At 70.4% G+C, this 10,470-nt stretch carries 10 protein-coding genes; 5 read left to right on the top strand and 5 right to left on the bottom strand.

What is annotated here, in order from left to right; translation table 11 throughout:
* On the bottom strand, nucleotides 1-1,463 hold a 1,463-nt coding region (locus tag EEJ42_RS30500; RefSeq protein ID WP_123105045.1), incomplete at its 3' end, for a heavy metal translocating P-type ATPase.
* A gap of 67 nt (nucleotides 1,464-1,530) precedes the next feature.
* Here EEJ42_RS30500 and EEJ42_RS30495 point away from each other — a divergent pair.
* Nucleotides 1,531-1,887: an ArsR/SmtB family transcription factor gene (locus tag EEJ42_RS30495; RefSeq protein ID WP_009715718.1), complete on the top strand. Its 357-nt coding sequence runs from the start codon at nucleotides 1,531-1,533 to the stop codon at nucleotides 1,885-1,887.
* Nucleotides 1,888-1,917: 30 nt separating this feature from the next.
* Here the strand turns inward: EEJ42_RS30495 and EEJ42_RS30490 are convergent, their stop codons facing one another.
* Entirely contained in the window at nucleotides 1,918-2,178 is a 261-nt protein-coding gene (locus EEJ42_RS30490) for a hypothetical protein (protein WP_148082050.1), read from the bottom strand.
* A 111-nt stretch (nucleotides 2,179-2,289) separates the two neighbouring features.
* Nucleotides 2,290-2,637, bottom strand: a complete 348-nt coding sequence (locus EEJ42_RS30485; protein ID WP_123105041.1) for a MerR family transcriptional regulator — start codon at nucleotides 2,635-2,637, stop codon at nucleotides 2,290-2,292.
* Between the two features lie 920 nt (nucleotides 2,638-3,557).
* On the opposite strand from EEJ42_RS30485, the gene EEJ42_RS30480 reads away from it, so the two are divergent.
* From EEJ42_RS30480 to EEJ42_RS30465, 4 genes are all read left to right on the top strand, one after another.
* The gene (locus EEJ42_RS30480) at nucleotides 3,558-3,761 is read left to right on the top strand and encodes a cold-shock protein (protein ID WP_123105039.1); all 204 of its coding nucleotides are present in this window, start codon (nucleotides 3,558-3,560) and stop codon (nucleotides 3,759-3,761) included.
* A 168-nt stretch (nucleotides 3,762-3,929) separates the two neighbouring features.
* Complete coding sequence (locus EEJ42_RS30475) at nucleotides 3,930-5,381, top strand: DEAD/DEAH box helicase (protein WP_123105037.1); 1,452 nt, start codon at nucleotides 3,930-3,932, stop codon at nucleotides 5,379-5,381.
* Between the two features lie 88 nt (nucleotides 5,382-5,469).
* Nucleotides 5,470-5,778: an SCO5918 family protein gene (locus tag EEJ42_RS30470; protein WP_123105035.1), complete on the top strand. Its 309-nt coding sequence runs from the start codon at nucleotides 5,470-5,472 to the stop codon at nucleotides 5,776-5,778.
* 262 nt (nucleotides 5,779-6,040) lie between these two features.
* The gene (locus EEJ42_RS30465) at nucleotides 6,041-7,165 is read left to right on the top strand and encodes an ADP-ribosylglycohydrolase family protein (RefSeq protein ID WP_123105033.1); all 1,125 of its coding nucleotides are present in this window, start codon (nucleotides 6,041-6,043) and stop codon (nucleotides 7,163-7,165) included.
* On the opposite strand, the gene EEJ42_RS30460 is transcribed toward EEJ42_RS30465, so the two are convergent.
* On the bottom strand, nucleotides 7,143-8,480 hold the full coding sequence (locus EEJ42_RS30460) for a glycosyltransferase 87 family protein (protein WP_342778346.1): 1,338 nt from the start codon (nucleotides 8,478-8,480) through the stop codon (nucleotides 7,143-7,145). The two genes, EEJ42_RS30465 and EEJ42_RS30460, sit on opposite strands and share 23 nt — an antisense overlap.
* A gap of 190 nt (nucleotides 8,481-8,670) precedes the next feature.
* Nucleotides 8,671-10,242: a sodium:solute symporter family protein gene (locus EEJ42_RS30455; RefSeq protein WP_123105031.1), complete on the bottom strand. Its 1,572-nt coding sequence runs from the start codon at nucleotides 10,240-10,242 to the stop codon at nucleotides 8,671-8,673.
* Between the last annotated feature and the right edge of the window lie 228 nt (nucleotides 10,243-10,470).

Raw genomic sequence — 10,470 nt, 5'->3', positions numbered from 1 at the left:
AGCACCGGCGCGGTGCCGGTCAGCGCGGTGAGGCCGCCGACCGCCTCCGCCGCGCCGGGGCGGAGCCGGTCGGCGAGGCCGAGCACCCCGGCCGGGCTGCCGTCCGCGAGGACGGCGACGGCGGTACGGCCCTCCGCCTCCACCTCGGCGACGACCGCGTGGCCCTCGGGGCAGAGCCGGGCGGGCGCCCCGACCCGCACCTCGCGCCCCTCCACGGTCGCGGTGACGCCGAGCCCGGGCGTGGAGGAGAACCCCTCGGCGTCCGGCACCCGCAGCCCGCGGGCGTGCGCCGCGTCCACGACGGCGCGGGCCAGGGGGTGTTCGCTCGGCCGCTCGGCCGCGGCCGCGAGCCGCAGCAGCGCGTCCTCGTCCAGCCCCGAACCGGGCAGCGGACGCACCTCGGTCACCCGGGGCGTGCCCTCGGTGAGGGTGCCGGTCTTGTCCAGGGCGACGGCGTCCACCTGCCCCAGACGCTCCATGACGACGGCCGACTTCACCAGCACGCCATGGCGTCCGGCGTTCGCGATGGCCGAGAGCAGCGGCGGCATGGTGGCCAGCACCACCGCGCACGGGGACGCGACGATCATGAAGGTCATCGCGCGCAGCAGCGTCGGCTGAAGCGCGGCACCGAGGGCGAGCGGGACCGCGAACAGCGCGAGCGTGGCGGCCACCATTACCAGCGAGTACCGCTGCTCGACCCGCTCGATGAACAACTGCGTGGGCGCCTTGGTCTCCGACGCCTCCTCGACCATCCGCACGATGCGTGCGATCACCGAGTCCGACGGGTCTCGCTCGACCCGTACCCGCAGCGCCCCGGTGCCGTTGACGGTCCCCGCGAACACCTCGTCCCCGGGCGCCTTGGCCGCGGGCAGCGGCTCGCCCGTGATGGTGGCCTGATCGACCTCGCTCGCCCCGTCCAGCACCCGCCCGTCGGCCCCGACCCGCTCCCCGGGCCGGACCAGCACCGTGTCCCCGACCGCCAGCGCGTCGGCGGCCACCGTCTCCTCGCCGCCGCCGGGCAGCAGCCGGGTGGCGGTCGCGGGCGCCAGGTCCAGCAGCCCGCGCACCGAGTCGGCCGTCCGCGCGGTGGCGACCGCCTCCAGGGCGCCGGACGTCGCGAAGATGACGATCAGCAGCGCGCCGTCCAGCACCTGCCCGATGGCCGCCGCGCCGATCGCCGCGACCACCATCAGCAGATCCACGTCCAGCGTCTTGTCCTTGAGGGCCTTCAACCCCTCCAGCCCCGGCTCCCACCCCCCGGTGACATACACGGCGACGTACAGCGGCTCCCACACCCACTCGGGCGCACCGAGCAGCTGCCCCGCCAGCGCGACCAGGAACAGCACGAGCGCCGACAGCGCCCAGCGGGCCTCCGGCAGGGCGAGCACACGGGTACGGCGACGGGGCACGGTCGACGGCCGGGCCGTCGGGGGCGCGGAGCGGGTGGTGAGCGTGGAGGTCATGGCCGCACACCGTACCACCAACACTTGAACAAGCATTCATGTGTTGCGTGGTCCGTAGGATGAGCCCATGGGCCATGGAGCACAACCCCCCGCCGGTGACGCCACCGCCCCGCGCGCCCGGCTCACCCCCGAGAACGCCCCGACGGTCGCCGCCACCCTCCAGGCCCTCGCCACCCCGTCCCGCCTGCTGATCCTGGCCCGCCTCCGCGAGGGCCCCTGCCCCGCCACCGAACTCGCCGAAGCCGTCGGCATGCAGCAGTCCGCCTGCTCCCACCAACTCCGCCTGCTCCGCAACCTCGGCCTGGTCACCGGCACCCGCCAGGGCCGCTCGGTCGTCTACTCCCTCCACGACAACCACGTGGCGGAACTCCTCGACCAGGCCCTCCACCACGTCGAACACCTCCGCCTGGGCGTCACCGACTGACCCCCTCGGCTGAACCGCCCGGGTCGCGCTCTAGGTGTCGTAGCCGGTCAGGCTGTCGGCCGCCTCGTTGAGCCGGCTGAGGTCCACGTCGCTGAGGAACGGCAGCAGGGCGCCGCAGTCGAGGCAGGCGCGGGCGAAATCGACGTCGAACGCCGGACGGAGCTTGTAGGCGCGTGGCCGGGGGAACTTGAGGCGGAGGCGGTTGGTCTGGCTCTCGTACGTCCTGAGCTGCCCGGCCGGGGTCAGCCGACTGGATCCACATATCCCGCAGCGCAGCACCCCAGTTCCCATGCGGGTGACGATACCTCAGGCGACCGGCGCCACAAGGGAATTGGACCCTCCGCCAGAAGCCTCCGGGCGGCCTGCCGCCGTCTCGGGGCCGGTGGGCCGGTTGGGCTGGGGTCAGGAACCGTCGGGCTGAGTCGAGTCGGCGGCGGGCTTCCGCAGCTCTTCGTTGAGCCGCTGGGCTTCTTCCAGCTGATCTTCGAGTATGACGATGCGGCAGGCGGCGTCGATCGGAGTGCCCTGGTCGACGAGTTCGCGAACGCGTGCCGCGATGCGCAGCTGGTAGCGGGAGTAGCGGCGATGACCCCCTTCGGACCGCAGGGGGACGATGAGGCGGGCTTCGCCGACGGCCCGCAAGAAGGCGGGTGTGGCGCCGATCATCTCCGCGGCGCGGCCCATGGTGTACGCCGGGTAGTCGTCGTCATCGAATTTGTCGGTGGCTCGCTCTCGGGGCTTTGAATTCATCGAACCTCTCTGTAGGACGCGTCGAGGAGCCCTGGTGCCTTATGGCACCAGGGCCCCGAGGGTTTCAACACCATCTACCGGCGATGTGCACCGGCCTTCTGTTTCCGCTGTCCGCCCGAGGGGCGGGGTGCGGGGATCGCGGTTGCGTGACCGGGGACCACCTTCCAATCCGGGTCCTGCGGTACCCGAGCGGACCAGGAGGTCCGTGCCCGGGCGATCCTGATGGCGTCTCCTCCTCTCCTGTTGCTCTCGCCGCTCTTGCTGGAACTGCTGTCGTGCGTCATACGTGGTGGCCCTGGAGCCACCCGGCCCGGCAGCCAGTGGCGGGACCTTTACGTACTTCCCGGCCCCGCCACTCCGCTGTCGTGCCGTGTTCCGTTCGCGGCAGTTCGTCTCTGCCGCGCCTGACTGACGTCGTTGGCTACGCGAGAAACAGTAGCCGCAGGAGCGCCACATGTCTACTGCGGCCGATGCAGGTTTACCTCTATTGCCGCAACAGGCCCAGGGTGACCCGGGTCATGGGGCCGGGGAGGCGAAGGTGCGGGCGCGGCGACGGCGACCTCGGTCGTCACCGGCGCCGCCCACCGCGTGGCCGTCTTCCCGGTGATCCGCTGATCCTCGGCGGCGTTCTCCCCGCCGATGCCCAATATGTAATGCCGCGACTGCAGAAATAGCCTCTGAATTGGCAAGGAGTTTTTACCTCGCCGAGGGTGACTGTCGATTTCCGTGCATGATCCGGTGTGCCGTGCTACTGTCGTTGTCAGTTGCAGTTGTGGTTCCCAGACTTCAAGCGTCCTCGCCGTCGCACACGGCGGGAATGCTTTTGTATTTTCCGGTGCATTTCCGGAGGGGCGATCATCGCGGCGACGCGGGGTCCGCAAAGTGTGGGCTCCGGGCACTGCGCCCGAAGGAGATATGGCATGGCTACTGGCACCGTGAAGTGGTTCAACTCGGAAAAGGGCTTCGGCTTCATCGAGCAGGACGGTGGCGGCCCCGACGTCTTCGCCCACTACTCGAACATCGCCGCCCAGGGCTTCCGTGAGTTGCAGGAGGGCCAGAAGGTGAGCTTCGACCTCACGCAGGGCCAGAAGGGCCCGCAGGCCGAGAACATCGTTCCCGCCTGACGCTGACGCGTACAGCGACGTTGGGGCCCGCACCTTGGGTGCGGGCCCCAACTCGTTTTCGCTTCGTTCAACGTCAGCAGCATGAATTCGGTCCGTTCTTGCGATTCTTTTATGTGCGGCCTACTGCTGCCGAGAATTCCTCAACGTACCGCATCGAGGAAGGTTCGCATGAAACGCACTGCCCGAACGAACAACCGCTCCGTCCGCCCCCGCTCCGGTGGAAACGGCCGTCGTCCCGCCGCGCCGCAGGGTGAATTCGCCCTGCCCGTCACGCGGACCCCCGCTCTGCCTCCGGCCGAGACCTTCGCCGAGCTGGACATGCCGCCCGCGCTGCTGGCGGCCCTGGCCGCGGAAGGCATGGCCGTGCCGTTCCCGATCCAGGGCGCCACGCTGCCGAACTCCCTCGCGGGCCGCGACGTCCTGGGCCGTGGACGCACCGGCTCGGGCAAGACCCTCGCCTTCGGCCTGGCCCTGCTGGCCCGCACCGCCGGACAGCGCGCCGAGCCCCGCCGGCCCCTGGGGCTGGTCCTGGTCCCCACCCGGGAGCTGGCCCAGCAGGTCACCGACGCGCTCGCCCCCTACGCCCGGGCGCTGAAGCTGCGGCTGACCACGGTCGTCGGCGGTATGGCGATCGGTCGGCAGGTCAGCGCTCTGCGCGGCGGAGCCGAAGTCGTCGTCGCGACCCCCGGGCGGCTCAAGGACCTCATCGACCGTGGTGACTGCCACCTGAACCAGGTCGGCATCACCGTGCTGGACGAGGCGGACCAGATGGCCGACATGGGCTTCATGCCTCAGGTGACCGCCCTGCTGAACCAGGTTCGGCCCGAAGGGCAGCGGATGCTCTTCTCCGCCACCTTGGACCGCAATGTCGACCTTCTGGTCCGGCGCTACCTGGCCGACCCGGTGGTCCACTCCGTCGACCCCTCGGCGGGCGCCGTCACCACGATGGAACACCACCTGCTGCACGTCGACAGCGCCGACAAGCACGCCACCACCACGGAGATCGCCGCCCGCGACGGCCGGGTGATCATGTTCCTCGACACCAAGCACGCGGTGGACAGGCTCACCCAGCACCTGCTGAACAGCGGCGTCCGCGCCGCGGCACTGCACGGCGGCAAGTCCCAGCCCCAGCGCACCCGCACGCTCGCCCAGTTCAAGACCGGCGATGTGACGGTACTGGTGGCCACCAACGTCGCGGCCCGTGGCATCCACGTGGACAACCTCGACCTCGTCGTCAACGTGGACCCGCCCAGCGACCACAAGGACTACCTGCATCGCGGCGGCCGCACCGCCCGGGCCGGCGAGTCCGGCAGCGTCGTCACCCTCGTCCTGCCGGGCCAGCGCCGTGACATGACCCGCCTCATGAGCACGGCCGGCATCACCCCGCACACCACCAAGGTCCGCTCCGGCGAAGCCGAACTGAGTCGGATCACCGGCGCCCAGGCGCCCTCCGGTATCCCCGTCACCATCGCCGTGCCGGTCGTCGAACGCGCCAAGCGCGGCGGCTCCTCCTCGCGGGGACGGCGTAGCCGCCCGGCCCGGGCCCGCCGCGCCGCCGGATCGACCCGGACGGGGTCGGGGGCCTCGCAGCGGCGGTCCACCTTCGGCCCGGCCGCGTAAGTCCGGGACCGGACGCTCAGGTACGGCTCCGCTGATCTCTCCGGCCGACCGTCCAATTCCGCCTTCTCTTCGACCTTGTTGAGGCATTATGCGCTGTGTCATCGCCCGCTTCCCCTTCGATCTGATCAAGAGTGAGGTGCAGGAAGCGATGGCAGATATCAAACCCGAACCCGTCACGGGCGACTTCGTGATCATCGGCCGCCGTCATTACCCCGTCAAACAAGTGGGTGCGGTCATCACCCGTCAGGACCGCCGTGACTTCACCGCCGACGAGGTCACCCGAGCACTGACTCGTCTGGGCTTCACCTGCCGTTCGGTTCCCGTATCCGTAGCCGACGCAGCCGACACTCCGCTCAAGGCGGCGTCAGCACTGCTCGGATCCCCGGAACGCGCCTGACCGGGAACGACACGCTTGCATGATGAGGGCCCCGACCGTACCGGTCGGGGCCCTCATCCGTGTGCATTCAGCGGTCGTGCGCGATGTCCGCTGTCCGTTATCCGGTGCACCATTTCGGAATGAGGCGGTCCGCCGCATCATTCGTGATGACGCCTTCACAAGGGGTCGCCCTATTGACGGCATCCAGAAGCGATCAAAGAGTGTCCATTACAGTTCAAGGCACTCCCGGGCCATACACGTATCGAAGAAAAGGGGAAAGGTCGTGACCGCAACCGTCAGCGCAGCGACCGGCGTATGGGGCCGCGCCGAACAGCAGGACTTCCGCAGCCGGGTACGGGGCTGTCTGCTCGGCGGGGCGATCGGGGACGCCCTGGGGGCGGCCGTGGAGTTCTCCTCGCTGGCCGACATCCGGGCGAACCACGGCCCGCAGGGCGTGACGGACTTCCTGCCCGCGTACGGGCGGCGCGGCGCGGTCACCGACGACACCCAGATGACGCTGTTCACCGTGGACGGCCTGATACGCGCCCAGGTGCGCCGCGACACCGGCGCCTGGCATCCGCCCACCGACATCCACTCCGCGCACCGCCGCTGGTACGCCACCCAGCGCGACTGGGGCCCCGACGAGCGCCGCGAGGACGACGGCTGGCTGGCCCGCGAGGAGTGGCTGTACGCCCAGCGTGCCCCGGGGCGGGCCTGCCTGACCGGGCTCGGGGACGCGACCATGGGCACCCTGGAGGCGCCCAAGAACCCCGACTCCAAGGGGTGCGGCGCCGTGATGCGGTCCGCGCCGTTCGGGCTGCTGGTGGGGTGGGAGCCGCAGCTGGTGTTCCAGCTGGCCATCGAGTGCGCGGCCCAGACCCACGGCCACCCCACGGGATACCTGGCGGCGGGCGCGTTCGCCCTCATCGTCCACGGGCTGGCCCGGGGGGAGGCGCTGGACGGCGCCGTCCAGCGCGCCCTGGCCCATCTGTCCGGCCGCCCCGGCCACGAGGAGACCACGGACGCGCTGCGGCGCGCACTCGGCGCCGTACGCCAGGGGCTGCCGACGCCCGAGCGCGTCGAATCGCTCGGCGAGGGCTGGACCGGCGAGGAGGCGCTGGCCATGGGGCTGTACTGCGCCCTGGTGGCCGAGGACGTACGGCATGGTCTGCTGCTCGCCGTCAACCACGGCGGGGACAGCGACTCCACGGCGGCGATCTGCGGCAATCTGCTGGGCGTGCTGCACGGCGAGACGGCGCTGCCGCCCGCGTGGCTCGCCGAGGTGGAGGGGCGCGGCACGATCCTGGAGCTGGCGGACGACTTCGCGATGGAGATGACCCAGGGCCCCGCCCTGCACAGCCCCGAGAACTCGGCGCCCGCCTGGCTCAGCCGCTACCCGCGCGCGTGAGCGGCCGCGACGTCCGCGCCGGCGCGCCCGCCACGGTGCGGGGCGTGGGCGGAGGCCCCGGGGTGTCGCCGCGCGGGGCGCGGAAGGTGACCCGGGCCGCGACCGCCAGGAAGACGGTGCCGATGATCGGGTAGACGGCGGTCATCAGCATCTGGGGCGGCGTCTGGTGCAGCTCGACGCGCTCTTTCATGCTGTGCGGGGCGTACCAGATCATGAAGGAGCAGAAGAGCAGCCCGGTCAGCGCCGTGCAGCCCGCCCAGGCCCGGGACGCCCGGCGGACCGTCTCGACGGCGAGCAGCAGCATCATCGGGAGCGCCCACACCCAGTGGTGGGACCAGGAGATCGGGCTGACCATGAGGGCGGTGACGGCGCAGCTGACGGCGGCCCAGGCGCGGGCGTGCGGGAGGGCGCGGTCGTCGGCGAGCTGGGCGGCGACGGCGGTCGCCAGGCCGACGCAGCCGATCACTGTGGCCGCGGCGAGCCACCACAGGTCGGGGTCGGGGGTGTGCAGCACCCGGGCGAGGGCGCCGCGCAGGTTCTGGTTGCCCGCGCCCTCGACGTCGCCGGGCCGGTCGGTGGCGAAGAGGACCTGGGTCCAGAAGCGGTGCGAGTCGTACGGCAGCGCCAGCGCCGACAGGCAGACCGTCCAGGCGAAGGCGGCCGTGGCGACGCCCGCCCGCCGCAGGTGGTCGCTCCGGAACCCGCACCCGGCACGCAGCCGCCGGATCGCGTCGATCAGCCCGGCGGCCGCGAGGAAGACGATGAAGAGCCCGGGGGTCAACTTGATCCCGGTGGCGATGCCGGTGCCGACCCCGGCCCACCGGTGGCCCGTCGGGCGGGTCAGGTCCCACAGCACCAGGACGGCGACAGCCAAGTTGATCTGGCCGTAGCGCAGGGTCGTCCACACCGGTTCGCACCACACCGCGACCCCGGCCAGGGCCAGGACGGCGGCGGCGCGCGGCACCCGGCGCGGGCGGGCCACGAGCCGCAGGGACAGGTGGGCCAGGGCGACCATCAGGGCCAGGTTGACGGCGGTGCCGAAGGTGCGCAGGACGCCCGTGCCCATGAGGGTCAGCGGGGTGAACAGCATGGCCGCGAACGGCGGATAGGTATTGGGCAGCTGGTGCACGCTTGCCCGCATGTCGTACAGATCCGCCGCATTGCGTACGGTCCAGCCCTCGGCCTGGTAGACCAGCAGATCGACCATGGACACCTCGGCGGCCCGCTGCGCGATCCAGAAGCCCGTGAACGACAGCAGACAGAACACCGCCGCGCAGAGCGTGGGCCGCCGAGTGATCATCTGTGTCGCGGTCACGAGGGTCGCTCCAGAGGTGCATGAGGCGGCAGACGGCACAGGCAGCCGACGATAGTTCATTCCGGATGATGGCCCCACCTGGGGGAATGGTTGCCTGTACGGGTCACAGTCACGGGCCCCGGTCACCCAGGAGCGAGTGGGTGGCCGGGGCCCGGTGGCGCTGCCGCCGTACGACGGGGGCGGCGGGGCGTCAGTCGGACGCGCCCGAGACCTTCGTGCGGCCCGTCGTGTCCGACGCCGGAACGGTCCGCGCGGCACCCGCCGAGCCCGGTCCGTCGCCGTCCGAGTTGAGCGAGGCGAGGATGGCGTCGCGCTCGGGGGTGTCCTCCGGCTTCAGGTAGCCGATGGCGATGAAGAGCACGAGCGAGACCGCGAGCGGGACGGCGACCTGGTACTCGAGGTTGACGCCGCCGTCGACCGCCTCGTTGATCGGGTAGTTGACCAGGTAGAAGGCGATCAGGCCCAGGGCCCAGCTGGTGAGCGCCGCCGTCGGCCCGGACTTGCGGAAGGCGCGCAGCATGCCGAGCATCAGCGGGATCGCGATCGGCCCCATCAGACCGGCGACCCATTTGATGACGACGGTGATGATGTCGCCGAAGAAGGGCGAGTTCACCTGGGTGGCGATGCCCATCGACAGGGCGAGGAAGAGCAGCGTGGTGTAGCGGGCGGCGAGCAGCCCGGTGCGGGTGCTCCACTGCCGTACGGACTTGAAGATCGCGGGCATGATGTCACGGGTCACCACCGCGGCGATCGCGTTGGCGTCCGAGGAGCACATGGCCATGGTGTGCGAGAAGAAGCCGACGATGACCAGGCCCAGCAGACCGTGCGGCAGCAGGTGTTCGGCCATCTCCGCGTACGAGTCGGCGGGCTTGTCCGTCTTGATGATCAGCGGCGCGACCCACATCGGGAAGAACAGCACCAGCGGCCAGACGAACCACAGGACGGCCGACAGCCGGGCCGAGCGCTTGGCGGAGTGGGCGCTGTCGGTGGCCATGTAGCGCTGGGCCTGGTTCCACATGCCGCCGTTGTACTCGAAGGTCTTGATGAAGAGGTAGGAGAGCAGGAAGATCAGCGTGTACGGGCCGACGGTCGGCTCGGCGTGGCTGTCGGGCAGGTCGTCCCAGACGGTCCAGAAGGTGCTGAAGCCGTCCAGCTCGTTGAGCACGGCGATCAGCATCGCGATGCCCGCCACGAACTGGATGACGAACTGGCCGAGTTCGGTGAGCGCGTCGGCCCAGAGCCCGCCGACGGTGCAGTAGACGGCGGTGACCGCGCCCGTGATCAGGATGCCCTGGTTGAGCGAGACGCCGGTGAAGATGGAGAGCAGGGTGGCGATGGCGGCCCACTTGGCGCCCACGTCCACGATCTTCAGCAGCACCCCGGACCAGGCCAGCGCCTGCTGGGTGGGCAGGTTGTAGCGGTTCTTCAGATATTCGAGGGGCGAGGCGACGCCCAGTCTGCTGCGCACCCGGTTGAGGCGGGGCGCGAAGAGGTTCGCGCCGATCGCGATGCCGATGGCGATGGGAAAGGACCAGGTGACATAGGAAGTGACGCCGTATTGGTAGGCGATGGCCGCGTAACCGGTGAACATCACGGCGCTGTAGCCGGACATGTGGTGCGAGATGCCCGAGAGCCACCAGGGCATCTTGCCGCCGGCGGTGAAGAAGTCGCTGACGTTGTCCACGCGTTTGTGGGACCAGACGCCGATGGCGACCATGACGCCGAAGTAGCCGATGAGTACAGCCCAGTCGAGACTGTTCATGTCCCCTCCCAGGGGTCCGCCTTGTGAACGGGAGCGCACTTCGCCGCGACGTTCCGTGGGGCGGTTCCCCCGAGCGGGAGCGGGGTACTTCCGGGATTGAACCGCTTGTCCGGGTGGCCGGTCAAGGGTTCGAGAGGTCACGAGTGTGAACGCAAGTCAGAAAGAAGAACGATTTTACGGTTTCTTGACCCGTCGAGGCGTTGTCGTGCACGCGTCCGCGAATCCACG

Source organism: Streptomyces botrytidirepellens (assembly GCF_003721215.1).
In the GTDB taxonomy this organism is placed as follows: domain Bacteria; phylum Actinomycetota; class Actinomycetes; order Streptomycetales; family Streptomycetaceae; genus Streptomyces; species Streptomyces himastatinicus.
The sequence above is the reverse complement of the archived record's forward strand: the minus strand, read 5'-3'. Positions and strand labels throughout refer to the sequence as shown.

What these genes read in the sequence shown, in the direction of transcription:
- EEJ42_RS30495 (WP_009715718.1), top strand. Translation starts at nt 1,531, where the DNA reads ATGGGCCATGGAGCACAACCCCCCGCCGGTGACGCCACCGCCCCGCGC.
- EEJ42_RS30490 (WP_148082050.1), bottom strand. Translation starts at nt 2,178, where the DNA reads ATGGGAACTGGGGTGCTGCGCTGCGGGATATGTGGATCCAGTCGGCTG.
- EEJ42_RS30485 (WP_123105041.1), bottom strand. Translation starts at nt 2,637, where the DNA reads ATGAATTCAAAGCCCCGAGAGCGAGCCACCGACAAATTCGATGACGAC.
- EEJ42_RS30480 (WP_123105039.1), top strand. Translation starts at nt 3,558, where the DNA reads ATGGCTACTGGCACCGTGAAGTGGTTCAACTCGGAAAAGGGCTTCGGC.
- EEJ42_RS30475 (WP_123105037.1), top strand. Translation starts at nt 3,930, where the DNA reads ATGAAACGCACTGCCCGAACGAACAACCGCTCCGTCCGCCCCCGCTCC.
- EEJ42_RS30470 (WP_123105035.1), top strand. Translation starts at nt 5,470, where the DNA reads ATGCGCTGTGTCATCGCCCGCTTCCCCTTCGATCTGATCAAGAGTGAG.
- EEJ42_RS30455 (WP_123105031.1), bottom strand. Translation starts at nt 10,242, where the DNA reads ATGAACAGTCTCGACTGGGCTGTACTCATCGGCTACTTCGGCGTCATG.